Source organism: Pseudomonas cedrina subsp. cedrina (assembly GCF_001983175.1).
Lineage (GTDB): Bacteria > Pseudomonadota > Gammaproteobacteria > Pseudomonadales > Pseudomonadaceae > Aquipseudomonas > Aquipseudomonas cedrina.
On sequence record NZ_MNPW01000005.1, the window covers coordinates 144,962 to 169,911 of the forward strand.

Here is a 24,950-nt window from a genome sequence, read left to right on the forward strand (position 1 = left end):
CGGCTTTAGTTGCTGATGGCGAGAATACTGGCTTGGTACGACCCGACAAACACATCGAAATCGCCCACTTCGTTCTGCTCCAGCTCCGCCTGCTGCGCCAGCGACGAACGCGCCAGTTCTTCAAAGCGTGCCTGTTCCTCGGCCGGCAGCGCTTCCCGGCGGAAGTACTCGGCGTGAACCTCACTCTGGTGCAGAGAGAACTGCGCAAAACTCTCTTTGCGCTCGGCCATTGCCGCCAGCACCTGGGCCGACGGCGTCAGGGACGGGTCCTGGACCTTGGCCAGTTGAGCGTCCAGCGCCTGGCTGTGCTCGGTGATGCCATGGCTCTCATCGAGCAAAGCGGCCAGCGGTGCGATTTTCTCCAACAGCTCGGCAGCCCATTCCTTCATGTCCACGGCTTGGCCGTTGCGCTGCAATTGCAGGCCCGGACGGCGACCTTCCTTGACCACGCTGAGGAAGTTGGAAGTGGCGTTGCCACATTCGTTATTGGCGAACAATGGGCTGTCGTTCAGCGCGCAATACAGCAGGAACGCATCGAGAAAGCGCGATTCCTGAAGGTCGATACCCAGCGGCAGGAACGGATTGATGTCCAGGCAGCGCACTTCGATGTACTGGATGCCACGGGCCATCAGCGCCTGGATCGGCCGCTCGCCGGTGTAGGTCACGCGCTTGGGACGAATGTTGGAGTAGTACTCGTTTTCGATCTGCAGGATGTTGGTGTTGAGCTGAACCCACTCACCGTCCTTGTGCGTGCCGATTTCGACGTACGGCGCGTAGGGCGTTGCGACCGCTTCGCGCAGGCTGTCGGTGTAGCTGACCAGGTCGTTGTAGCACGGCGTGAGGCCGGCCTGGGCGTTGCTCTGGTAACCCAGGTCGCTCATGCGCAGGCTCGTGGCATACGGCAGGTACAGGGTATCGGCGTCGAGCACTTGCAACTGGTGCGAACGACCGCGCAGGAAGCCGGCGTCCAGGGCCGGGGACGCACCGAACAGGTACATCAACAGCCAGCTGTAGCGACGGAAATTGCGGATCAGCGCGATATAGGCGTTGGACTGGTAGTCTCGGTCAGTGCCGACGAACCCTTCAGTCTCCTTGAGCAGCGGCCACAACTGTTCCGGCAGCGAAAAGTTGTAGTGGATACCGGCGATGCACTGCATGGTCTTGCCGTAACGCAGGGCCAGGCCCTTGCGGTACACGTACTTGAGCTGGCCGATATTGGAGGTGCCGTAGTAGGCAATCGGAATATCTTCCTCGGCCGGCAACGGGCACGGCATCGAGGGGCTCCACAGGTATTCGCTGCCGAGCTTGGTGTAGGCAAAGCGGTGGATCTTGTCCAGGCTGCTCAGGGTATCGGCCGGGTTGGGCAGGGCTGGGGTGATGAACTCCAGCAGCGATTCCGAGTAGTCGGTGGTAATCAATTCGTTGGTCAACGCGGCGCCCAGGGCTTCGGGGTGCGGCGTTTGCGCCAGGCGACCCTCGCTGGTGACGCGCAGGCATTCACGCTCGATGCCGTGCAAGCACTGCTCTAGCAGGGAGAGGTGTTCGCGCTTGCCGAGCAGGGCCAGGCGGCGGTTGAGAAGTTCGCTCAAGTTGGATTCCTTCACGCGTCAGTCGCCCCAATATGGGGGTGGGCAGGACGGTCTACAAGGGTGAAGTTAAAACTGGCGTGATCGCCTGGTTTAGAGTCGATGGGACCCGTTCTGAAAATGCCGGCTTCACTCCATGAATTTGGCTACAGCGCAGCGAGAAAATTCCGACGCTACTATCGCAGCGCCGAAATTACCTCAAATCGGGGGTGGGGAGCTATAGGACAGCGAAGGTGCCCTGTGCTTTTGCGACAAGTCTTTCGCCCTGATACACATCCGCCTCGACCACCAATGTGCGTCGACCGGCATGGACCACCCGGCTGGTGCACAGCACGTCGCCGTCTTCCACCGCGCGGATATAGTTGATCTTGCATTCGATGGTCGCGCTCTGCTGGTCGAAACCGTGGGTGCTGGAACACGCCAGCCCCATCGTAATGTCCACCAGGCTGAAGATCGCCCCGCCATGGAGCTTGCCCGCGCGGTTGCGCAGGTGCGGCTCCAGGGTCAGGGCCACCTCGGCAACGCCTTCCTCAAGGCGTTGCAGGCGGCAGCCGAGCAGTTCGCTGAACGCGCTCTGGGTCAAGCCGGCCGGGATTTGCATCAACGCTTCTTCAACTGTTTGGCGTTGGCGAACAGCGAAGCCATGGCGTTATTGCTCGGCGCTGCCGTGGCGGTCTCCTTGCGCGGTGCAGCGTTTTCGGAGCGGTTCTGCGACGAACGAGGTGCGGAGCCAGGACGCGCGCCACGGGCACCGTCGATTTTCTCGCCGGGCGTGTCGCTCATGCGCATCGACAAACCGACGCGTTTGCGCGGGATATCGACTTCCATGACCTTGACCTTGACCACGTCACCGGCTTTCACCGCTTCGCGCGGATCCTTGATGAACTTCTCCGACAGCGCGGAGATATGCACCAAGCCGTCCTGATGCACGCCGATGTCCACGAAGGCACCGAAATTGGTCACGTTGGTCACCACACCTTCCAGGATCATGCCCAGTTGCAGGTCCTTGAGGTCTTCGACGCCGTCCTGGAACTCGGCGGTCTTGAACTCCGGGCGCGGGTCGCGGCCAGGTTTTTCCAGCTCTTGCAGGATGTCGGTGATGGTTGGCACACCGAAGGTTTCATCGGTGTACTTCTTTGGGTCCAGGCGCTTGAGGAACGCGGCGTCACCGATCAGCGAGCGGATATCGCGGTCGGTTTCGGCGGCGATGCGTTGCACCAGCGGGTAGGCTTCCGGGTGCACCGCAGAGGAATCCAGCGGGTTGTCGCCATTCATTACGCGTAGGAAACCAGCAGCCTGTTCAAAGGTTTTTTCACCCAGGCGCGCGACTTTTTTCAGCGCGGCGCGGGTTTTGAACGCGCCGTTTTCGTCACGGTGAGTCACGATATTCTGCGCCAGGGTAGCGTTGAGGCCCGAAATACGCGCCAGCAGCGCCACGGAAGCGGTGTTCACATCCACGCCCACGGCGTTTACGCAGTCTTCCACCACCGCATCCAGGCCGCGCGCCAGTTTCAACTGCGACACGTCGTGCTGGTACTGGCCGACACCGATGGATTTAGGGTCGATCTTCACCAGCTCGGCCAGCGGGTCCTGCAGGCGGCGGGCGATGGACACCGCGCCACGGATCGACACGTCGAGGTCCGGGAATTCCTTGGAGGCCAGTTCCGATGCCGAGTACACCGACGCGCCGGCCTCGGAAACCATGACCTTGGTCATCTTCATGGCAGGGTATTTCTTGATCAGCTCGGCAGCCAGCTTGTCGGTCTCGCGGCTGGCGGTGCCGTTGCCGATGGCGATCAGGTCCACCGCGTGCTTGGCGCACAGAGCCGCCAGGATCGCGAGGGTCTGGTCCCATTTGTTGTGTGGCACGTGCGGATACACCGTGGCGTGGTCGAGCAGCTTGCCGGTGGCGTCGACCACGGCGACCTTGCAGCCGGTGCGCAAGCCCGGGTCGAGGCCCAGGGTTGCGCGCGGCCCGGCCGGCGCGGCCAGCAGCAGGTCGTGCAGGTTGTGGGCGAAGACGTTGATCGCCTCGGTTTCGGCGCTGTCGCGCAACTCGCCGAGCAGGTCGGTTTCGAGGTGGGTGTAGAGCTTGACCTTCCAGGTCCAGCGCACGACTTCACCGAGCCACTTGTCTGCGGGACGGTTCTGATTCTGGATGCCGAATTGTTGACCGATCATGCCTTCGCACGGATGCATGGTGCCGGGCAACTCATCGCCAACCTTCAGCGCAGAACTGAGGATGCCTTCGTTGCGGCCCCGGAAAATGGCGAGTGCACGGTGGGACGGCATGCTCTTGAGCGGTTCGTCGTGTTCGAAGTAATCGCGGAACTTGGCGCCTTCTTCCTCTTTACCGGCGATGACGCGGGCACTCAGGATGGCTTCCTGCTTGAGGTAAGTGCGCAGTTTTTCCAGCAGGCTGGCGTCTTCGGCGAAGCGCTCCATGAGGATGTACTTGGCACCTTCGAGGGCGGCCTTGACGTCGGCGACACCTTTTTCGCTGTCGACGAAACGTGCGGCTTCGGCCTCCGGGTTCAGCGTCGGGTCGTTGAACAGGCCGTCCGCCAGCTCGCCCAGGCCGGCTTCCAGGGCGATCTGGCCCTTGGTGCGACGCTTCTGCTTGTACGGCAGGTAGAGGTCTTCGAGGCGGGTCTTGGTGTCGGCGAGCTTGATGTCGCGCTCCAGCTGTGGGGTCAACTTGCCCTGTTCCCCGATGCTGGCAAGGATGCTGATACGCCGTTCGTCGAGTTCTCGCAGATAGCGCAGCCGCTCTTCCAGGTGACGCAGTTGGATATCGTCGAGGCTGCCGGTCACTTCTTTACGGTAACGGGCGATGAAGGGCACCGTGGAGCCTTCATCCAGTAGAGCGACGGCCGCTTCGACCTGTTGTGGGCGTACGCCGAGTTCCTCGGCGATGCGGCTGTTGATGCTGTCCATAAAACCACCTGAAATTCTGAAAAGCAGCTCGCAGGCCCGGAAAACAAGGCCTTGGAAGACTGGTTGAGCGGCCCGACCGGCGCCGCTGCCTGGGTCAAGAGGAAGCCTATTGACCCTCGAAATTGAAAAAATCACGACACTCGGGTGAAAAAAGCCGAGGCATTAAACGGTAACGATCTGACGTTGCCCAACACGACGGCGCCGCATTATAACCAGCGTTCCGCGCTTGGGGGTGATTGCGCCAACGGTTGTGGGGCGCGGGTTCGCTCGCAGTAGAGGAAAAATCTGCTAACAATGCACACGGTGCGTATAACGGCAGCTAGGCCATAATGCGCGCCGAGATAAGAGGAGCATCCAATGAGCAGCACTGCACAAACTGCTGAAGGCGAAAAAATTCTCATCGTTGACGACGATCCAGGGCTGAGCAGCCTGCTGGAGCGTTTCTTCAACTCCAAGGGCTACCGTGCCCGTGCGGTGCCGAACACCGAGCAGATGGACCGTCTGCTGGGGCGTGAAGTCTTCAACCTGGTCGTCCTCGACCTGATGCTGCCCGGCGAAGACGGCCTCACCGCCTGCAAGCGCCTGCGTGGCGCAAATAACCAGATCCCAATCATCATGCTGACCGCCAAGGGCGATGAGCTGAGCCGCATCAAAGGCCTTGAACTGGGCGCTGACGACTACCTGGCCAAGCCATTCAACCCTGACGAGCTGATGGCGCGGGTCAAGGCGGTGTTGCGACGCCAGGCCGCACCGGTGCCGGGCGCACCGGGCAGCGAAGACGAAAGCGTCACCTTTGGCGACTACGAACTGTCGCTGGCGACCCGTGAGCTCAAGCGTGGCGATGAAGTGCACATGTTGACCACCGGCGAATTCGCCGTGCTCAAGGCCCTGGTGATGAACGCGCGCCAGCCGCTGACGCGCGACAAGCTGATGAACCTGGCCCGTGGCCGGGAGTGGGACGCCCTGGAGCGCTCCATCGACGTGCAGATCTCCCGTCTGCGCCGGATGATCGAGCCTGATCCGTCCAAGCCACGGTACATCCAGACGGTATGGGGTGTGGGTTATGTGTTCGTGCCGGATGGCAATAAAACCAGTTGACCGGTGATTTGCACGGCGGGCATCCCGGCGTCTGACTCCATAAGGGTCGACGGGATGCCCGGCGTCTGCAATTCTGCGAGCGCCGCTCGTTTCTCAAGGTATCTAGCTGTCCTCATGAAAACCCCGCTGTGGTTCCCGCAAAGTTTCTTCTCCCGCACCCTTTGGCTGGTGCTGATCGTCGTTCTGTTTTCCAAGGCACTCACGCTGGTTTATCTGTTAATGAACGAAGATGTGCTGGTGGATCGGCAGTACAGCCACGGTGTTGCCCTGACACTGCGTGCCTACTGGGCCGTTGACGAGGAAAATCGCGAGAAAGTGGCGAAAGCCTCCACCCTGATTCGGGTCGATGGCGCCGGAGTGCCCGAGGGCGAGCAGCACTGGCCCTACAGCGAGATCTACCAGCGCCAGATGCAGGCAGAGCTCGGGGAGGACACCGAAGTCCGCTTGCGCATGCATGTTTCGCCTGCGTTGTGGGTGAGGGCGCCGAGCCTGGGCGATGCCTGGATCAAGGTGCCGCTGTATCCCCATCCGTTGCGTGGGCAGAAGATCTGGAACGTGCTGGGCTGGTTCCTGGCCATCGGCTTGCTTTCCACCGCTTCCGCCTGGATTTTCGTGCGTCAACTCAACCAGCCGCTTAAACGTCTGGTCTTTGCCGCCCGCCAGCTAGGCCAGGGCCGTAGTGTGCGCCTGCCGGTCAGCGATACACCCAGCGAGATGACCGAGGTGTACGGTGCGTTCAACCAGATGGCGGAGGATGTCGAACAGGCCGGTCGCGAACGCGAGCTGATGCTGGCGGGGGTCTCCCACGACTTGCGCACACCCTTGACGCGACTGCGTCTGTCACTGGAGTTGATGGGCAACCATACCGACCTCACCGATGACATGGTCCGCGACATCGAGGACATGGACGCTATCCTCGACCAGTTCCTGGCGTTCATCCGCGATGGCCGTGATGAAGTGGTGGAAGAGGTCGACCTGACGGACCTGGTACGTGAGGTGGTGGCGCCCTACAACCAGAACGGTGAGCAGGTGCGCATGCGCCTGGAGCCGATCCAACCGTTTGCGTTGCGTCGGGTGTCGATGAAGCGCCTGTTGAACAACCTGATTGGTAACGCCTTGCATCACGCGGGGTCCGATGTGGAAGTGGCGGCGTATGTGTCCGGCGACAGTGCCGCGCCCTATGTGGTGCTGAGCGTGATGGACCGTGGCGCGGGTATCGACCCGGACGAGCTGGAAGGCATCTTCAACCCCTTCACCCGTGGCGACCGTGCCCGGGGAGGCAAGGGCACTGGCCTGGGCCTGGCCATCGTGCGGCGGATTGCTTCGATGCATGGCGGCAATGTCGAGCTGCGCAACCGCGAGGAAGGTGGCCTGGAGGCGCGGGTGAGGTTGCCGCTGGGCTTGATGTTGCCTAGAGACGCGGTCTAACAACCCCCAATGATGCAACTGTGGGAGCTGGCTTGCCTGCGATAGCGGTGGCACATTCAACATCACTGTTGACTGAACCACCGCTATCGCAGGCAAGCCAGCTCCCACGAGTGTTTTGCGGTGTTAACCCTTGCCCTTGGTCCGCGTCATATTCGGTCCGCCATTCTTTTCCAGATGCTGAATGATGATCCCCGCGACATCCTTGCCGGTGGTGGTCTCGATCCCTTCCAGGCCCGGCGACGAATTCACTTCCATCACCAGCGGCCCGTGATTGGAGCGCAGGATATCCACACCCGCCACGGCCAGGCCCATCACCTTGGCCGCCCGCAGTGCGGTCATGCGTTCTTCCGGGGTAATCTTGATCAGGCTGGCGCTGCCGCCGCGGTGCAGGTTGGAGCGGAACTCCCCTGGCTTGGCCTGGCGCTTCATTGCTGCGATTACCTTGTCCCCCACCACGAAGCAGCGAATATCCGCACCGCCGGCTTCCTTGATGTATTCCTGCACCATGATGTTCTGCTTGAGGCCCATGAACGCCTCGATCACGGATTCCGCGGCCGTCGCGGTTTCACACAGCACCACGCCGATGCCCTGGGTGCCTTCCAGCACCTTGATCACCAGCGGCGCGCCGTTGACCATCTCGATCAGGTCGGGGATGTCGTCGGGGGAGTGGGCGAAGCCGGTCACTGGCAGGCCGATACCCCGACGCGACAGCAACTGCAGCGAGCGCAGCTTGTCCCGTGAGCGGGCAATCGCCACCGACTCATTGAGGGGGAATACCCCCATCATTTCAAACTGGCGCAACACCGCGCAGCCATAAAATGTCACCGAAGCGCCGATGCGCGGGATTACGGCATCAAACCCCTCCAGCGGCTTGCCCCGGTAGTGAATCTGCGGCTTGTGGCTGGCAATGTTCATATAGGCACGCAACGTGTCGATCACCACCATTTCGTGGCCACGTTCAGTGCCGGCCTCAACCAGGCGGCGGGTGGAATACAGACGCGGGTTTCGCGACAGCACAGCAATCTTCATGCAGCACCTGGGGCAGAAATAGTAGAGACCGGGAACACCGGCTTGTCTTGAACGTACTTGATACCGGGATTGACCACCAATTGGCCGTCAATCAACGCCTTGGAACCCAGCAACAGGCGGTAGCGCATGGCCTTGCGGCAGGCCAGGGTGAACTCCACCCGCCATACCCGGTCGCCCAAGGCCAGCGTGGTGCTGATGACATAGCGCACCTGCGCATGGCCGTTGGAGCTCTTGATGGTTTTCATGGTCACCAGGGGCGCTTCGCAGCGGCGGTGGCGCAACTGCACGACGCTGCCCAGGTGCGCGGTGAAGCGCACCCACTTTTCGCCATCGCGCTCAAAGGGCTCGATGTCGGTGGCGTGCAGGCTTGAGGTGCTGGCACCCGTGTCGATCTTTGCGCGCAGGCCTGCGACTCCCAAGTCGGGAAGTGCCACCCACTCACGCAGACCCACGACGGTCAAATGGTCAAATGTCTTCAATATGGATAACCGGTCAGTTCGCCCAAGCTGTTGGTGTCACGTCGGCCAGGGCTTTGAATGCAGGCTTGGCGAACCAGTAGCCCTGCATCAGAAATATTCCGCAGTCGGAGAGGAAGTCGCGCTCGCCGGCACTTTCGATGCCTTCGGCGATGACAGTAACCCCCAACTGCTCACAGATTGTGACAATCCCTCGAACGATGACCTGGCGGACGCGATCCTGATCGACATCGCGTATCAGCGCCATGTCGAGCTTGATCAAGTCAGGCTGGAAATCGGCCAGCAGGTTCAGCCCCGAATAGCCCGCGCCGAAATCGTCGATGGCGGTCTTGAAGCCGAATTCGCGGTATTCACGCAGAATATTCGTCAAATGGCGATAGTTATCTACATGCTCGGTTTCGAGCGTCTCGAAAATCAGCCGGTCCAGCGGAAAGTTATGCGCACGCGCCGCCTCCAGGGTGCTGCGGATACACAGCTCCGGGCGGTACACCGCATTGGGCATGAAGTTGATGGACAGATGGGTTTGCATCCCAAGGGCCGCGGCGCCGGCAATCGCCTGGGTGCGACAGCGCTGGTCGAAGCGGTAGCGATTGCTTGAAGTCACCTGCTGCAGCACCGACATTGCGCCTTCGCCGCCGACGCCGCGCACCAAGGCTTCATTGGCAAAGATCGACCGGTCCCGAAGGTCTACGATAGGCTGGTACGCGAAGGCAAAATCGAACCCCAGGGGCTCGCTTTGCTGGCAACCCACGCAACGCTGTTCAGGCGAGGTGAGTGAAACGGGAAAGTCGGTCACAGCGTATCCTCGCGAAAAACAGGGTGCTACCTGGCGTATCTTAGGTGAGCCTTGGGGTTTATGCGTCGAAGGGGTTCAACGGTAAAGTTGCGACATTTTTCAGAGCGAGGAATTCAAGTGGCTCAAAAGCAGCAAGAGGAAGAAAAGGTCCGTCTGGACAAGTGGCTATGGGCGGCGCGTTTCTATAAAACCCGTGCCCTGGCGAAGGCCGCGATCGAGAGTGGCAAGGTGCATCATCGTGGCGAGCGCTGCAAGCCGGGCAAAGAGCCGCGTATCGGCGATGAGTTTCAGATTCGTACAGGTTTTGACGAAAAGACCATTGTGGTCCAGGCACTTTCCATTGTTCGTCGCGGCGCGCCCGAAGCGCAGGCGCTCTATACAGAGACCGAGGCCAGTATCGCCAAGCGCGAAAACGCGGCCGCCATGCGCAAGGCGGGCGCCACGGGCATGACCACCGATGGCAAGCCGAGCAAGAAGCAACGCCGCGATTTGTTCAAGTTTCGCGGCAGTGGCAATGATGAATGAGTGCCACCAATCTCCAGCCAAAAGCAGATCAAATGTGGGAGCGGGCTTGCTCGCGAAGGCGGTGTATCAGTCAACACATGTGCTGACTGACACACCGCCTTCGCGAGCAAGTCGAATCGTCGCACCGCCGCTCCCACATTGAACCTTCGGCGTTAGGTGCTAATGCGCACGACACTCAAACGCCCAACCAACGGCAACTTCCCCAGCAACCCAAACACCGGCGCCGTCACCCGCAATAACCCCTGCGACACCCTCGCCGCAAACGGCGTGTAATACCCCCACCCCAGCGCCAACAGCGCCAGCAGCACACCGCCGATATAATCGTCCTGCCCCCAGTGAGCCCCAGCCACCAGGCGCGGCATCATGAACAACAGTGCCAGCCCCCAGATCACCAGCACCTGGCCGATGCGCGTGGCGAACACCGACATGAACATACCCCAGATCAGCAATACCGAAGCGTGATCGCCAGGAAAGCTCTGACTCGAACGGTCCTTCAATTCCCAGGTTTTCTCCAGCCCGGGGAAGTAGTCGCTCATCTGGACCGCGCCACTGATCATCATCGACGGGCTACTGTGTTGCCAGCCCATGTGCGCCGCGAATTTGGAAAACAGCATGCGGATGAATAGCAGCAGCAACAGAATGCCGACAAAACCTAACAGCGCCGGGCGCACTTGAACGGCCTTGAATACCCAGTCGCCGCGGATCAACAGCGTCAGCAAAATCACACCGACCACCGCGTCAAACGGCCGCAAACTGGCCACAGCCCACACATGTAGCCATGTGGAGTTGCTCGCCAGCGGGTCATTGAGCAGATGAAACAGCCACTCGTCGAAAATCACACAAAGCATCTGGCCCGTGGGCCACAGCCAAAAACACAGCAGCCCGATAGCGAGTAGATTGCAAAAGGCCCATCCCCCGAGGTTCCACTTGGCTTGGAACAAACCCGGATTGTTCATAAACTGTCTCCACTGCTTTAGAAAACCGCACCAAAAAGGTGCTAAAGCGTTTAATTCTATAAACCTTGTAATCATTTTGTCATCAATTCAGATACCCAGACCTATGACTGATCTACCGGACACCGACTTCACCCAACGCTTCATCTTCGACGAGAACGACGCCCGCGGCGAACTCGTCTCCCTGGAGCGCAGCTACGCCGAAGTCCTCGCCAAGCACGCCTATCCGGAACCGGTCGCGCAACTGCTCGGTGAGTTGATGGCGGCGGCTGCGTTGCTGGTAGGCACGATGAAATTCGACGGTTTGCTGATCCTGCAGGCACGGTCCGAAGGCCCGGTGCCGATGCTGATGATCGAGTGCTCCAGCGAGCGTGAAATCCGTGGCCTGGCCCGTTACGACGCCGAGCGGATCGCGCCTGACGCTACCCTGGCCGACCTGATGGCCGACGGTGTGCTGGCAATCACCGTCGACCCGACGGAAGGCCAGCGCTACCAGGGCATCGTCGATCTCGACGGCGAGACCCTGTCGGACTGCTTCACCAACTATTTCGTGATGTCCCAGCAAGTCGGCACCAAGTTCTGGCTCAACGCCGACGGCAAGCGCGCCCGCGGCCTGCTGTTGCAGCAATTGCCGGCCGACCGCATCAAGGACGACGATGAGCGCACCGACAGTTGGCGCAAGCTGACGGCCCTGGCCGGTACCCTGACCGCCGAAGAACTGCTGGGCCTGGACAACGAAACCATCCTGCATCGCCTGTACCACGAAGAGGCCGTGCGTCTGTTTGACGAACAGGGCCTGCGCTTCAATTGCAGTTGCTCGCGCGAGCGTTCCGCCAATGCCCTGGTCAGCCTGGGCCTGGAAGATGCGCAGGAATTGGTCGTGGAACATGGTGGGCATATCGAGATTGACTGCCAGTTCTGCAACCAGCGTTACCTGTTCGATGCGGCCGATGTAGCCCAATTATTCGCCGGCGCAGGCATCGACACCCCTTCCGACACCCGCCACTAAAACGTTTAAGCACAGGTAAATCACCTGCCAAATGCCGGATTAGAGGCGTTCTGACGGGAGGGCCCTACTCTTTTTGGGCTTTTCTGGCATAATCCGGCCCACTTTTTTCGCGGTAGTAGTGCGCAACTTTCTACTACAAAACGTTTGGAGCAACTCGGCCACAGGCCGACGGGGAACCTCATGACGCAAGCCAATAACGCCGTATACACCGATCTGAGTGTTGACGATCTGGTCAAAGAAGCCCTGCAGCGCGGTGAAGGCGTGCTTGCCGATACTGGCGCGCTGGTCGTAGAAACCGGTCACCGCACCGGCCGTTCGCCGGTCGACCGCTTCATCGTCGAAGAGCCGACTACCCAGGATGCAATCGCCTGGGGCCCGATCAACCGCAAGTTCCCGGCCGACAAGTTCGATGCCCTGTGGAACCGCGTAGAAGCCTTCAACAACGCGCAAGAGCACTTCGTTTCCCACGTTCACGTAGGGGCTTCCGAAGACCACTACCTGGCCGTGAAAATGACCACCCAGACCGCCTGGCAGAACCTGTTCGGTCGCTGCCTGTTCATCAACCCGGCCCAGTACAACCCGGCCGGTCGTGAAGAGTGGCAAGTGCTGAACGTGGCCAACTTCGAATGCGTGCCAGAGCGTGACGGCACCAATTCCGACGGTTGCGTGATCCTCAACTTCGCACAGAAAAAAGTGCTGATCGCCGGCATGCGTTACGCCGGTGAGATGAAGAAAGCCATGTTCTCGGTGCAGAATTTCCTGTTGCCGGCCTCCGACGTACTGCCGATGCACTGCGCCGCCAACATCGGCGAAGCCGGCGACGTGACCCTGTTCTTCGGCCTGTCGGGCACCGGTAAAACCACCCTGTCCGCTGACGAAAGCCGCTACCTGATCGGTGACGACGAACACGGCTGGGGCGAAGGCGTGGTGTTCAACATCGAAGGCGGTTGCTATGCCAAGTGCATCGACCTGTCCGAGAAGAACGAACCGGTCATCTGGAAGGCCATCAAGCACGGCGCCGTGCTGGAGAACGTCGTCATCGACGAGGCCGGGCACGCCGACTACACCAATGTCAGCCTGACCCAGAACAGCCGCGCCGCCTACCCGCTGGAACACGTTGCCAAGCGTTCCGAGAAGAACCTGGGCGGCGAGCCAAACGCGGTGATCTTCCTGACCTGCGACCTGACTGGCGTACTGCCGCCCGTGTCGATCCTCAGCGAAGAACAAGCGGCCTACCACTTCCTGTCCGGCTACACCGCACTGGTGGGCTCGACCGAAATGGGTTCCGGCGGCGGCATCAAGTCGACCTTCTCCACCTGCTTCGGCGCACCGTTCTTCCCACGCCCGGCTGGTGAATACGCTGAGCTGCTGATCAAGCGCATTCGCGGCTTCGGCTCCAAGGTCTACCTGGTCAACACCGGCTGGACCGGCGGCGGCTACGGCGTCGGCAAACGCTTCAACATCCCGACTACTCGCGGCGTGATCGCAGCGATCCAGAGCGGCGCGTTGATCGGTGCTGAAACCGAACACCTCGACACCATCAACCTCGACGTGCCATTGGCTGTGCCGGGTGTTGAGACGGGCCTGTTGAACCCACGTAACACCTGGGCCGACAAGGCTGCCTACGATGAAGCGGCGAAGGCGCTGGCCGGGTTGTTCGTTGAGAACTTCAAGAAGTTTGAAGTGAGTGAGGCGATCAAGGCAGCTGGGCCTAAGTTGTAAGGTTCGAGCGTTGTAAAAAAGCCGCCTCTTGCAGGCGGCTTTTTTGTGCGCGACGGCTTAATGGGCGACGTGTAAGACCACGGCGCCGACCAGTACCAGCACAACCCCCAGCACTTGCACCGCCGACAAGCGCTCCTTGAAAAACACAAACCCCAGGATCGCTGCAATCCCGCCCGACAGCGTACTGATCACCGTCACCACCGCCACCGACCCTGTCATGGCCCCCCAAGAAAACGCCGAAAACCCGCCCAGGTTCATCAAGCTGGCGCTCGTCAGTGTTGCGCAGTTTTTCAGCGGCGGGATTTTCAGGCCGTCCTTGATCTTCAACACCATCACCACCAGCACGCACAGGCCCACCAGGTAACCCAACCACAGCATGGTAATCGGCCCCAGCGCCGGCAGGGTGTAGCGCCCTTGCAGCCAGAAGCTGGTGCCATAAAGCAGCGAGGCGAGCATGGCGTAGGCGATGGACAGGCGTGGGTTGTTGTGACGTACGCCGTTGTCCTTGTGGAGGCTGGATAGGATCACGCCAATCACGCACAGGGCGATGCAGCCCAGTTGGGTCAAACTGATGTGTTCTCCGCTGGCCCAGGACAGCAATGTGGTGACTACGCCGTAGGACGTCACCAGCGGCGCAACAATAGCGGCTTTGCCGAGGGCGAAGGCCTTGGACAGGGCGAGGGCGCCGGAGACGGTGAGCAGGGCGGCAGCGATGCCCAGCAGCCATACGCTCAGCGGCGCGTCGAGGGATTTGAACAGGAAACTGGGGAGGATGACCAGCAGCAGGGTCATGATCAGGAAGCCGAGCGCCTGGCCGAAGTAAACGGCGCGTTTAACGCCCACGGCGCGGGCGTTGAGGCCCACTAGAAAGTCCGTGCCGCCCCAGAGCAGCGCGGCCAGCAAGCCCATTGTTACGTCCATGTCAGTCCTTATTGTGTACGCGACTGGCCAGGTTAGCGCAGCTTCAAAATGTGGGAGCGGGCTTGCTCGCGAAGGCGGAGTGTCAGTCGCCGAAAAGGTTGGCTGATGCACCGCTTTCGCGAGCAAGCCCGCTCCCACATTTGGCCTTCAGTGAGTTCGAAAACTGTATTCGCTCAGCTCAGGTTTTCCAGCGTCTGCGTATCCCAGCTGTGCGTCTTGATTGCCAGGTAGAGCATTCCAATGGTCAGCGGCACTTTTTCGCCGCGCCCCTTTGCCCTGCGTTTGAGAAACACATCAAACACCGGCGGGTTGAAGTAACGATAAGTGTCGAAGTCGCCCAGGTCGAGTGCAAATTCCTGTTCCAGCGCTTCCATCAGCTGCTTGGCTTCAGCGCCATCGCACCCGAGGTCGAAGTTCAGCGAGGTTTGCAGGCGAATGGTCTTGTGTTTCGGCAGGCCGATTTCTTCGTGCAGCAGTTGCAGGAGTTGCTGCATGACGGGGTCTTCGGGGAAGTTGGGGGCGAGGTTCATGGTGGGGGCACGCAGGAGTGGGCGAATGGGGGCGTCACGGTATTTCTGCCGAGACGGTTGAGAGAGCGCTATTTTCATTCAGCTACGCGTTACTACTGTAGAGGGTTGAGCGTGTATTTGAAGCAATTTGGGAAGAGGATGTCGCAGCGTTTGGAGATTTCTTACAGTGATCTCCGGCATTTATGGATTGGCAGCGACTCAACAGTAATATTGGTCAAATGTGGGAGCCGGGCTTGCCCGCGATGACGGTGGATCAGGTATGAAGATGTCGCCTGACGCTCCGCTATCGCAGGCAAGCCAGCTCCCACAGGGTTAGCTGTGTATCTGGTTAGTTTGTGTTGGATGGTCGGCCGTCGGTTGCAGCTGAACCTGTTGCGCGGCTTCCAGCAAATCACAGCCGTCCTGAACGTGCAGGTACAGGGCATTGATGATGTGGGAAATGTCTTTGAGGTCGGCGTGTTCAAAGGTCAGGCAGGAGAAAGTTTCGAGCAAGTCCGTGGCTGCGCGGATGCGTTGATGGGCGGCGGACTGGATGTCTTCGGCTTTGGCTTCAGTGTCGATGACAAGTGGTTGGGTGTCGGTGAAGTGGGTGCGCAGTAGGCGGTAGCGGTCCATCGTTTCAGGTATTTGCATGTGAAGGTACTCGGTTTGCTGTTAGGTAACCGACATCACCGTGGCCAAACGGTGGGTGGCGGACTGTGCGCGGGTTGGCCAGCCGGAAACAGCACTCCGACACGTCCGAAGACGTCCCCCACACAGCCGCCATAGCACTGCGACACGAGACGATAGACGTTCGCGGAACAAATAATGGCACTTATGTGTGCTGTTTTTCGGGTGACCAAACCCGGTCGCTGATTTGGCAGCGACGGAACGAACCTTAGAAGTGAGTTTCTTCTCGGACAATAAACAGATGGTTTAACTGCGATCAGTGCTACCTAATAACCACGTCACATTCCTTATAAAAAATCCGCCAGCGCGCTGAATTCAAGGTATGTTTCACCGCAAAATCTTATAGGGCGATTCCGCCCAATACTTAAAGGGAGTTGAGCATGGGTTTGCTGCGTGTTGCTTCGGCGATGTCATTGTGTGCGGTGGCTTTTTCGGTCCAGGCCGAGCAATTGCCGATCGAAGTGCTCAGTGCTGTGGTCAAGGACCAGAAAATCGCCGACGCCGAAGTGCTGTTGCAACGTAACGGCGCACAGAACGTAGTGGGCCGCACCAATGCCCAGGGCCAGGTGACCCTCACCAGCGAAGCCGCGGATGATGCCAGCAGCCTGCTGATCATCAAGAAGCCCGGCTACTCCAACCTGGTGGTGAAGTGCCCGTGCAAAGGCATGACCTACGCCATCAGCCCGGTGATGGAAAACCTCGACGGCCTGCGCGTGGTGCTGAGCTGGGGCAAAAACCCGGCAGACCTCGACTCCCATATGATTTTCCCCGGTAACAACATCTACTTCGATAGTCAAAAGGGCGACGACGCCGAGCTGGACGTGGATGACACCGACAGCTACGGCCCGGAAACCATCACCCTGCAGAAGAAGCACTACGGCGAAAGCTACGTCTACGCCGTGCATGACTACAGCAACAGTGATAATCCAGGTTCGCGTCAACTGTCCAACAGCGAAGCCAAGGTGTTCGTGTACATGGGCCAGTCCCTGGTGCGTACCTACTACGTGCCGAAAAACCGCAGCGGTAACCTGTGGACCGTGTTCCGCATGACCGGCAGCGGCGACTTCCAGGACATCAACACCTTCAACGGCGTGACGGTGGATGCCGCGAATGTGCTCAATGAAGTCAAACCGTTACTGGATGACAGTGTTGCGGTGACGGCTGTCGCGGTCAGTTCTTCGGCCCAAACCGATGCCAAGCGTCTGAACGTTCAAGGCGAAGCGGCCTATCAGGCGGGGAACCTTGACCAGGCCATCGACCTGTTCCGCCAGGCCATCGAGCTGGACAATGGCTTCGGCAAGGCCTACGGCAACCTGGGCCTGGCGTATCAGAAGGCAGGCAATACCGCCGAGTCGATCTGGGCCAACCGCAAGGCCATCGCCTTGGCGACCGGCGCGAATGCCGCGACCGTACGGGCCGGCGCCTACTACAACATCGCGCGCATCTACGAAGCGGCCGGGCAGTTCGCCGATGCGTTGCGTCACTACCAGTTGGCCAAGGAGCAGAAGGCCAATCCGGTGTATGACACGGCAATTGAGCGGGTACGGAACCGCTGATAGACAGTGGCAAACGTCCTACCGACAACGCGCCCCAGTGGCGCGTTGTCTGTTTGGTGGATGGCTACCGGCGCGAAGCCGCGTCCAGGTCCATCAAGCCTCGCCCATAGGCTTCGCTGTTAGCATAGATCCCCGTTCGATTAGCCGTGCTGAGCAGGCGTTCACGCACTTGTTGCGGCGTCATTTCGGGAAAGCGACTCTGTAACGCAGCCAGGGCACCACTGACCAACGCGGCGGCTGGCGAGGTGCCGGCTGTGGGCCCGTAGCTGCCGTCCTTGTTGGTCGTCAACAACCCCGCCCCACCGTCGCCGCCGGGTACCGCGATGCACCAGCGTGCCGCGAGGCCGCAATAATTGGATTTGAGATTGATGGCGGTACCGTCGTTCTTGAGCGCCATGACGGCTATCCAGCCTTTCTCCAGTTCGGGCACCAACGCGGGAAGGCCAGGTTCGGCAAGGGGTTCACGCTTGACTTCATTGCCAGTGGAAAAGACGAATACGGAACCTTCGGCCACCAGTTTTTTGGCCACCTCCAATGAGTCGCCCATCAAGCGTTCATAAATGGAAACTTCGTTGGTATTGGCTTCAATGGGGTTGGCCCATGAATTGCTGAAGATGCGTGCACCTTTGGCGTATGCAAGGTTCCATGCCTGGGCGATTTCACTGTCGAAGTAAAAGGGCTCCTTATCGTCTCCGAAACGCATGGGAATGAGTTGGGCATTGAAGGCAATGCCGTGGATGCCCTGATCGTTTTTGTTCGCGGCGAGGATACCGGCCATCTGGGTGCCATGACCTTTGATATCAACGGTGCCCTGCATTTGTCTCACGAAGTCGTAGCCCGGATCGGCCACACGCCCGTAGAACTCCGGCAGGCTGTGGTTGAGACCCGAGTCGATGAGCGCCACGCTCACGCCCTGGCCCGTGCCTCCCCGTGCGTATACAGAGGAAGCTTTGACGATGGGCAGGGCTTTTTGCGCGAGGTATTCAGGGGTTTCAAACCGGCGTGTGTCTGGTTCGGTAGAGGTAGGGACCGGGGCGGTGGCACAGCCCAGTAATAACCACGGCAATAAGAAAACCATGAGGCGTTGCAGTGAAAACAGCGGGCATCGAGGCATGCACGACTCCTTGTCGGGGTAAGTGATCAAGCGTGCTACTGTCTCCGTTTTTGCGCGGGCATGCTGGTTTTCTCTGTATCAGTTTGTAGCGTTTATCCACGACCTTTTCTCGATCGCTGATCTATGGTTTTCATTCCTTCAGCGGTCAACGGAGTGACAGCCTATGCACGACACCCTCCAGCAGGTCTTTGGTTATCCACAGTTTCGTTTGGGCCAGGAACAAACGGTCAGCGCCGTGCTGGCCGGTCGTTCGGCGGCGGCCATTTTTCCGACCGGGTCGGGTAAGTCCCTGTGTTATCAACTTTCCGCCGTGCTGTTGCCGCACCTGACGCTGGTGGTGTCGCCGCTGTTGGCGTTGATGCAGGACCAGCTTGGCTTTTTGCAGCGTCATGGTATTTGCGCAGGCAGTATCGATTCGGCCCAGAGCCGCGAGGACGCCAATGACGTGATGGCGCGCGCGCGTTCCGGTGAGCTGAAAATCCTGATGATTTCGGTGGAGCGCTTGAAGAACGAGCGCTTTCGAAACTTCCTGCAAAGCGTGCAGATCTCGTTGCTGGTGGTGGACGAGGCGCACTGTATTTCCGAGTGGGGCCACAACTTCCGCCCGGACTACCTGAAGCTGCCGGACTACCAACGCCAGTTCAATATCCCGCAGGCGTTGCTGTTGACGGCTACGGCGACACCGAAGGTAATTGCCGACATGCAGGCGAAGTTCGCCATTGCGCCGGACGATGTGGTCACCACGGGCTTTTACCGGCCCAACCTGAACCTGTTGGTCGAGCCGGTCAGCGGTGTGGACAAGCGCCGACGTCTGGTCCAGTGGATGAACGAGCGAGCCAACCAGCCCAGCATCGTCTATGTCACCCTGCAGAAAACCGCCGAGCAGATTGCCGAACACCTGAACCGCAATGGCATCCAGGCCGAGGCCTATCACGCCGGGCTGCCCCACGATAAACGCGAGGGTATCCAGCAGCGCTTCATGAGTGGGCGCTCCAATTGCATCGTGGCCACCATCGCGTTTGGCATGGGCATCGATAAAAGTGACATCCGCAATGTGGTGCACTTCGACCTGCCCAAATCCATCGAAAACTATAGCCAGGAAATCGGCCGTGCGGGACGGGATGGGCAGCCGTCTGACTGTCTGGTGCTGGCCAATCGCGACAGCCTCAATGTGCTGGAAAACTTCGTCTACGGCGATACGCCGGAGCAGGAGGGCATCCGGCGGGTGCTGGAAGAGTTGCAAGCTGCGCGGAGCGAGGGCCAGTGGGAGTTTTTGCTCAGGTCTTTGTCGGACCACAGCAATATTCGCGAACTGCCGTTGAAAACGCTGCTGGTGCAGTTGGAGCTCAAGGGCGTGATCGCGCCGCGCTATGCGTTTTACGCTGAGTACCGCTTCAAGTATCTGGTCGAACCCGAGGCCTTGCTCGCCCGTTTCTCCGGCGAGCGGCAGCAATTTGTCGCGGCGATCATCCAGGTGTGCAAGCGTGCAAAAACCTGGGCAACGGTGGATTTCGACGCGCTGTATCAGCAGCACAATGCCGAGCGCAACCGAGTGGTAAAAGCGCTGGATTACTTCCAGGAACAGGGCCTGATCGAACTGGAAAGCAAGCAAATGACCGAGGTCTACAGCCTGCTGAATACCGACTTCGATGCGCAGGTGCTGAGCACCGAGTTATACACAGGCTTCAAGCAACATGAGGTGACCGAGGTGGCGCGCATTCACGCCATGCTCGATCTGTTCGCCACCGAGCATTGCCTGGGGCAACGCCTTGCGCAGTATTTTGGCGATGAAAACGCCCCCCAGCGTTGCGGACATTGCTCGGTGTGCCATGGGCAAGTGGCGCGCTTGCCGGCGCCGCCGAGCTTGCCGCCGCTTGTGGATAAAAACTTCATGGGGCTGTGCGGTGATTTTATCCACAGGCATCATGAGCATAACGGCGAGCTGCCCGGCGCCGAACGCTTGACGCGGTTTCTGGGCGGTATCAGCGTGCCTTTGTTCACCAAGTTGAAGGCGCGGAGCATTCCCGGTTTCGCTGCGCTGGAAGACTACCCCTACGCCGAGGTGCGCGAGTGGGCCGAGGCCCATTTGAATGATCTGTAAACCCACTTTCACCCGAGGTGCCCATGCCTGATTCAGTGCCACAACGTGCCGATTACCCTCACTTCCAGCCGATCATCACGCGCTGGCACGATAACGACGTGTATGGCCACGTGAACAACGTAACCTACTACAGCTTCTTTGATACGGCGGTGAATACCTACCTGATCGAACAAGGCGGGTTGGATATTCATGACGGTGAAGTGGTGGGGTTTGTGGTGAGTTCGGCGTGCGATTATTTTGCGTCGATCGCTTTCCCCGAGCGCATCGAAATCGGCCTGCGGGTGGGCAAGTTGGGCAACAGTTCAGTGCAGTATGAATTGGCGGTGTTCAAGGCCGGCGAGGAAGAGGCCTGCGCGGCGGGGCGTTTTGTGCATGTGTTTGTGGACAGGGCAACGAACCAGCCGGTGACGATTCCGGGGATGTTGCGCGAGGCGTTGCAGCGGTTGGCGGTGTGACCCGTAATTTGCAAGCAATGCAAATCAATGTGGGAGCTGGCTTGCCTGCGATAGCGGTAGATCAGGTTGGAAAAGTATCGCCTGACAGTATGCTATCGCGGGCAAGCCCGCTCCCACATGAGGGGTGAGGGGGCTTTAGAGCTTACCGGTGACGGTAGTGGTGCTTGTTCTTGCGATGCCCATAGGCATGCCCGCGGCCTGGGTGATCATCGCGGTAGTAGCGGCGGTCGTCGCGGCCACGATAACGGCGATCATCGTCATCGCTCTTGTTGCCCATGTAGTTGCCCAGCGCGCCACCCGCACCGCCGCCGGCGGCTGCGCCGATCAGGCTGCCGGTGTTGCCGCCCATGCTGCGGCCTACCACGTTGCCGCCCGCCGCGCCCAATGCGCCGCCAATGGCGGCTTCGCCGCGGCTGCGTTTGTCCGCACCCACCGCGCTGCCGCCCGCGCCGCCCAGGGCTGCGCCGATGGCCGAGCCGGTGTTGCCGCCGATCTGCTGGCCGACAACCGAGCCCAGAACCCCGCCCAATGCGCCGCCTACACCGGCTTCGGTGGTGCCACCGGCCATGGCTGCGCCACTGACCAGGCCAAGGGACAACAAGAGAATCGAGGAGAACTTCATTAAGGGAAACCTCAAGGGATGACGGCGCGATCCTGAGGCTGTGTCGAGATTGTGACAATAGAAATCCGACCAGTAGCACGACTTGTACACAATTCGCTAACTTACTGTTTTAGCTAAGGAACTTAAGTCGATTTCGCCAGTCTTTAGCTACTTCGGAACGGCCGCTTTTATGCAAAAGCGGCCTTTTTTGTGCCCGGACTTCCGTCAGGCTGAACGGGCCATGATCAAGCCATTGTCGCTCGCCGCTTCCAGGCGAATCGCCACGAACTTCGACGTCGGCGTATGGCTGCCATCTCCGGTGCTTTCCAGCGGCACCAGCGGGTTCACTTCCGGGTAATAAGCCGCAGCCTGCCCTGCCGGAATATCAAACGCCAGCAAGGTAAAGCCTTTCACCCGGCGCTCACGCCCGTCTTCCCACAGCGACACGATGTCGGCCTTCTGCCCCGGCTTGAAGCCCAGGCGGATAATGTCTGCTTCATTGACGAACAGCACGTCACGCTGGCCCTTGACCCCGCGGTAGCGGTCGTCCAAGCCATAAATGGTGGTGTTGTACTGATCGTGGGAGCGCATCGATTGCATGATCAGGTCCGGAACGCGGCCTGTGGCGTGGGTGCGTTCGTGGATCAAGTCCTTGGGCAGGATATTGGGGCGGAAGTTGGCGCGGCCCGACGGCGTATTCCAACGGCGCGCACCTGCGGAGTTGCCCAGGTAGAAGCCGCCTGGATTTTTGATTTTTTCGTTGAAGTCCTTGAAGCCCGGGATGGTATCGGCGATCAGGTCGCGAATGCGCCCGTAGTCGGCCACCAGCCAGTGCCAATCCACCGGTTTGCTGCCCAGGGTCGCGGCGGCGATGCCGGCCAGGATCGCAGGCTCGGATTTCATCAGCTTCGACAGCGGCTGCAGTTGGCCGTTGGAACCGTGGACCATGCTGAACGAGTCTTCCACCGTCACCGCTTGCGGGCCGTCGGCCTGGATATCGATGTCGGTACGGCCCAGGCACGGCAGGATCAGCGCGTCTTTGCCGTGCATCAAGTGGCTGCGGTTGAGCTTGGTGCTGATCTGCACGGTCAGGTCGCAGTTGCGCAGTGCTTCGAAGGTGCGCGTGCTGTCCGGCGTGGCTTGGGCGAAGTTGCCGCCCAGGCCGATAAACACCTTGGAGCGGCCCTCGAGCATGGCGTGAATCGCTTCGACCACGTTGTGGCCGTTGGTGCGCGGCACCTGGAACTGGAAGCGACGCTCCAGGGAGTCGAGGAAGGCCACCGGTGGGCGTTCGTTGATGCCCATGGTGCGGTCGCCCTGCACGTTACTGTGGCCACGCACCGGGCACAGGCCGGCGCCCGGGCGGCCGATGTTGCCGCGCAGCAGCATCAGGTTGGCGATTTCCTGGATGGTCGGCACCGAGTGACGATGCTGGGTGATGCCCATCGCCCAGCACATGATTACGTTCTTGCCTTTGGCGTACATGCGCGCCGCTTGCTCGATCTCGACCAGGGTCAGGCCGGACTGCGCGACGATTTCATCCCACGAGGTGTCGTCGATCTGGCCCAGGTAGTCGAGGACGTTGACGGTGTGTTCATTGAGGAAGTCGTGGTCGAACACGGCCTCTTTGCCTTCGGCCTGGGCCTGGCGTTCCCACAGCAGCAGGAACTTGGCCATACCGCGCAGGATGGCCATGTCGCCACCCAGTGCCGGGCGGAAGTACGCGGTGTTGGTCGGCTTGTCACCGTTGGTGAGCATTTCCAGCGGATGCTGCGGATGCTGGAAACGTTCCAGGCCGCGCTCCTTCAGCGGGTTGATGCATACCACCTGGGCGCCACGCTTGACGGCTTCGCGCAGCGGTTCGAGCATGCGCGGGTGGTTGGTGCCGGGGTTCTGGCCCCAGACGAAAATCGCGTCGGCATGTTCGAAGTCATCAAAGGTCACGGTGCCTTTGCCGACGCCTACGCTTTGCGCCAGGGCGACGCCGCTGGCCTCGTGGCACATGTTCGAGCAGTCCGGGAAATTGTTGGTGCCGTAGGCGCGCACGAACAGCTGATACAGGTACGCCGCTTCGTTGCTGGCGCGGCCAGAGGTGTAGAACTCGGCCATGTCCGGGCTGGGCAGGGCGTTGAGGTGCTTGCCGATCAGGTCGAACGCCGCATCCCAGCTGATGGGCGTGTAGTGGTCGGTTTCGGCGTCGTAGCGCATTGGCTGGGTCAGGCGACCCTGGTATTCCAGCCAATAGTCGCTCTGTGCAATCAGGGCGGTGACGCTGTGTTTGGCGAAGAACGCCGCATCCACGCGGCGCTTGGTGGCTTCCCAGTTCACCGCCTTCGCGCCGTTTTCGCAGAACTTGACCATGCCGCTTTCCGGCGAGTCGCCCCAGGCGCAGCCCGGGCAGTCGAAGCCACCGTTCTGGTTGGTCTTGAGCATCATGCGCAGGTTCTTCAGCGCGTTGTCACTGGTCAGCCAGGCTTGCGCCACGCTGATCAGCGCGCCCCAGCCGCCAGCCGGGCCTTTGTAGGGCTTGTAGCGCGGGGTCGGGGTTTGGTCGGCTTGATGATGATTGCTCACGGCTGGTTCTCCATCGCAGGGCTGTAGACCCGCGGCGCACTTTTCTGCGGCAGGTGGATGAGATTGAGGTTATGCCGGCGCGCCCATTGCAGGGCCAGGCCGGTGGGCGACGACAGGCTGACCAGGGTCTGGATGCCTGCGCGCAGGACTTTCTGGATCAATTCGAGGCTGCAACGGCTGGTGACAATCGCCAGGCCGCCTTTGGTCGGAATCTGTTGGCGGATCAATGCGCCGATCAATTTATCCAAGGCGTTGTGCCGACCGATGTCTTCGCGGCCCAGTAATAATTCCCCCTGACCGTTCATAAAGACGGCCGCATGCACGGCGCCGCTGTGCTGGCCCAGGGGTTGGAACGCGCTGATGCGCTGGCGCAGACCGTCCAGCCATTGCGCCGGAGGCAACGGAGCACCGGGCAATACCTCGAGGTCTGGCAACGCTTGCTCCACCGCTTCCACGCCGCACAGGCCGCAACCACTGGTGCCGGCCAGTTGGCGGCGTTGCTGCTTGAGGTTCCAGAATGCACGGCTGGAAATCTGCACGTGGGCGTACTGGGCAGAGCCCGCGCCACTGAGTTGGAGATCATAGATGTCGCTGACGTCGGCAATAATCCCGCTGCCGAGGCTGAAACCGACAATAAAATCTTCAAGGTCCGTCGGCGTCACCAACATCACCGCCTGGCTGATGTCGTTATAGGCAATCGCCAACGCCACTTCTTCCGCCAGGGCTGTGCTGGCGGATTCTGAATGATCGAGACTGCAATATTGGTAGCTCTGGCTGGCGGCGGGCGCAGGCGTTTCAACAGCGGGCGCCGCGCAGGTTGGGCGCTTGGCGTTCATGGGGCAATACCACCGACGGATTGATCAGTGTTTA

Annotated in this window: 22 protein-coding genes; 8 read left to right on the top strand and 14 right to left on the bottom strand. The window is 60.2% G+C overall.

Annotated features, from left to right (window positions below; translation table 11 throughout):
• Window positions 1-5 precede the first annotated feature (5 nt).
• From gshA to BLL36_RS11700, 3 genes are all read right to left on the bottom strand, one after another.
• Complete coding sequence (gshA, locus tag BLL36_RS11690) at window positions 6-1,589, bottom strand: glutamate--cysteine ligase (RefSeq protein WP_076951584.1); 1,584 nt, start codon at window positions 1,587-1,589, stop codon at window positions 6-8.
• Between the two features lie 214 nt (window positions 1,590-1,803).
• A complete protein-coding gene (locus BLL36_RS11695; protein ID WP_076951585.1) occupies window positions 1,804-2,187 on the bottom strand; it encodes a PaaI family thioesterase in 384 nt (127 codons plus the stop codon).
• Window positions 2,187-4,523, bottom strand: coding sequence for a Tex family protein (locus BLL36_RS11700; protein ID WP_076951586.1), 2,337 nt, complete (start codon window positions 4,521-4,523; stop codon window positions 2,187-2,189). The genes BLL36_RS11695 and BLL36_RS11700 overlap by 1 nt, the downstream gene beginning before the upstream one ends.
• A gap of 357 nt (window positions 4,524-4,880) precedes the next feature.
• On the opposite strand from BLL36_RS11700, the gene ompR reads away from it, so the two are divergent.
• A complete protein-coding gene (gene ompR / locus BLL36_RS11705) occupies window positions 4,881-5,621 on the top strand; it encodes an osmolarity response regulator transcription factor OmpR (RefSeq protein ID WP_010214095.1) in 741 nt (246 codons plus the stop codon).
• 114 nt (window positions 5,622-5,735) lie between these two features.
• Window positions 5,736-7,049, top strand: coding sequence for an ATP-binding protein (locus BLL36_RS11710; protein WP_076951587.1), 1,314 nt, complete (start codon window positions 5,736-5,738; stop codon window positions 7,047-7,049).
• 123 nt (window positions 7,050-7,172) lie between these two features.
• Here the strand turns inward: BLL36_RS11710 and rimK are convergent, their stop codons facing one another.
• The 3 genes from rimK to rimA are packed head-to-tail and all read right to left on the bottom strand — an operon-like array spanning window position 7,173 to window position 9,350.
• A complete protein-coding gene (gene rimK / locus BLL36_RS11715) occupies window positions 7,173-8,078 on the bottom strand; it encodes a 30S ribosomal protein S6--L-glutamate ligase (protein WP_003171022.1) in 906 nt (301 codons plus the stop codon).
• Window positions 8,075-8,557 (bottom strand): retropepsin-like aspartic endopeptidase RimB, encoded by a 483-nt coding sequence (gene rimB, locus BLL36_RS11720; protein ID WP_032884940.1) that lies wholly within the window; start codon window positions 8,555-8,557, stop codon window positions 8,075-8,077. Before rimB ends, rimK begins: the two co-directional genes overlap by 4 nt.
• A gap of 13 nt (window positions 8,558-8,570) precedes the next feature.
• Window positions 8,571-9,350 carry a S6 modification regulatory phosphodiesterase RimA gene (gene rimA / locus BLL36_RS11725; protein WP_076951588.1) on the bottom strand — a complete coding sequence of 260 codons (780 nt, stop codon included), beginning with the start codon at window positions 9,348-9,350 and terminating at the stop codon, window positions 8,571-8,573.
• A gap of 117 nt (window positions 9,351-9,467) precedes the next feature.
• On the opposite strand from rimA, the gene BLL36_RS11730 reads away from it, so the two are divergent.
• The gene (locus tag BLL36_RS11730; RefSeq protein ID WP_076951589.1) at window positions 9,468-9,875 is read left to right on the top strand and encodes an RNA-binding S4 domain-containing protein; all 408 of its coding nucleotides are present in this window, start codon (window positions 9,468-9,470) and stop codon (window positions 9,873-9,875) included.
• A 152-nt stretch (window positions 9,876-10,027) separates the two neighbouring features.
• Here the strand turns inward: BLL36_RS11730 and BLL36_RS11735 are convergent, their stop codons facing one another.
• Entirely contained in the window at window positions 10,028-10,831 is an 804-nt protein-coding gene (locus tag BLL36_RS11735; RefSeq protein WP_076951590.1) for a phosphatase PAP2 family protein, read from the bottom strand.
• 103 nt (window positions 10,832-10,934) lie between these two features.
• Between BLL36_RS11735 and hslO the strand changes: the two genes are divergently transcribed.
• Together hslO and BLL36_RS11745 are read left to right on the top strand one after the other, a co-directional pair.
• Window positions 10,935-11,837, top strand: coding sequence for an Hsp33 family molecular chaperone HslO (gene hslO / locus BLL36_RS11740; RefSeq protein ID WP_076951591.1), 903 nt, complete (start codon window positions 10,935-10,937; stop codon window positions 11,835-11,837).
• Window positions 11,838-12,017: 180 nt separating this feature from the next.
• Window positions 12,018-13,559 (top strand): phosphoenolpyruvate carboxykinase, encoded by a 1,542-nt coding sequence (locus BLL36_RS11745; protein WP_076951592.1) that lies wholly within the window; start codon window positions 12,018-12,020, stop codon window positions 13,557-13,559.
• 57 nt (window positions 13,560-13,616) lie between these two features.
• Here the strand turns inward: BLL36_RS11745 and BLL36_RS11750 are convergent, their stop codons facing one another.
• The 3 genes from BLL36_RS11750 to BLL36_RS11760 all read right to left on the bottom strand — a co-directional run bounded on the left by BLL36_RS11750 (window position 13,617) and on the right by BLL36_RS11760 (window position 15,643).
• Complete coding sequence (locus BLL36_RS11750) at window positions 13,617-14,480, bottom strand: DMT family transporter (protein WP_231998942.1); 864 nt, start codon at window positions 14,478-14,480, stop codon at window positions 13,617-13,619.
• 173 nt (window positions 14,481-14,653) lie between these two features.
• The gene (locus BLL36_RS11755) at window positions 14,654-15,010 is read right to left on the bottom strand and encodes a DUF1493 family protein (RefSeq protein ID WP_076951594.1); all 357 of its coding nucleotides are present in this window, start codon (window positions 15,008-15,010) and stop codon (window positions 14,654-14,656) included.
• A gap of 312 nt (window positions 15,011-15,322) precedes the next feature.
• Complete coding sequence (locus BLL36_RS11760) at window positions 15,323-15,643, bottom strand: hypothetical protein (RefSeq protein ID WP_076951595.1); 321 nt, start codon at window positions 15,641-15,643, stop codon at window positions 15,323-15,325.
• Window positions 15,644-16,059: 416 nt separating this feature from the next.
• Between BLL36_RS11760 and BLL36_RS11765 the strand changes: the two genes are divergently transcribed.
• The gene (locus BLL36_RS11765; RefSeq protein ID WP_076951596.1) at window positions 16,060-17,235 is read left to right on the top strand and encodes a tetratricopeptide repeat protein; all 1,176 of its coding nucleotides are present in this window, start codon (window positions 16,060-16,062) and stop codon (window positions 17,233-17,235) included.
• A gap of 64 nt (window positions 17,236-17,299) precedes the next feature.
• On the opposite strand, the gene BLL36_RS11770 is transcribed toward BLL36_RS11765, so the two are convergent.
• Entirely contained in the window at window positions 17,300-18,349 is a 1,050-nt protein-coding gene (locus tag BLL36_RS11770; protein ID WP_076951597.1) for a S8 family peptidase, read from the bottom strand.
• A gap of 163 nt (window positions 18,350-18,512) precedes the next feature.
• Here BLL36_RS11770 and BLL36_RS11775 point away from each other — a divergent pair, with 163 nt between their 5' ends.
• Window positions 18,513-20,450 (top strand): RecQ family ATP-dependent DNA helicase, encoded by a 1,938-nt coding sequence (locus BLL36_RS11775; RefSeq protein ID WP_076951598.1) that lies wholly within the window; start codon window positions 18,513-18,515, stop codon window positions 20,448-20,450.
• Between the two features lie 23 nt (window positions 20,451-20,473).
• Entirely contained in the window at window positions 20,474-20,905 is a 432-nt protein-coding gene (locus BLL36_RS11780) for an acyl-CoA thioesterase (RefSeq protein ID WP_076951599.1), read from the top strand.
• A gap of 142 nt (window positions 20,906-21,047) precedes the next feature.
• Here the strand turns inward: BLL36_RS11780 and BLL36_RS11785 are convergent, their stop codons facing one another.
• The 3 genes from BLL36_RS11785 to fdhD all read right to left on the bottom strand — a co-directional run bounded on the left by BLL36_RS11785 (window position 21,048) and on the right by fdhD (window position 24,916).
• The gene (locus BLL36_RS11785; RefSeq protein WP_076951600.1) at window positions 21,048-21,527 is read right to left on the bottom strand and encodes a glycine zipper domain-containing protein; all 480 of its coding nucleotides are present in this window, start codon (window positions 21,525-21,527) and stop codon (window positions 21,048-21,050) included.
• Window positions 21,528-21,731: 204 nt separating this feature from the next.
• Window positions 21,732-24,080 carry an FdhF/YdeP family oxidoreductase gene (locus tag BLL36_RS11790; protein WP_076951601.1) on the bottom strand — a complete coding sequence of 783 codons (2,349 nt, stop codon included), beginning with the start codon at window positions 24,078-24,080 and terminating at the stop codon, window positions 21,732-21,734.
• Window positions 24,077-24,916 carry a formate dehydrogenase accessory sulfurtransferase FdhD gene (gene fdhD, locus BLL36_RS11795; protein WP_076951602.1) on the bottom strand — a complete coding sequence of 280 codons (840 nt, stop codon included), beginning with the start codon at window positions 24,914-24,916 and terminating at the stop codon, window positions 24,077-24,079. Before fdhD ends, BLL36_RS11790 begins: the two co-directional genes overlap by 4 nt.
• Window positions 24,917-24,950 lie beyond the last annotated feature (34 nt).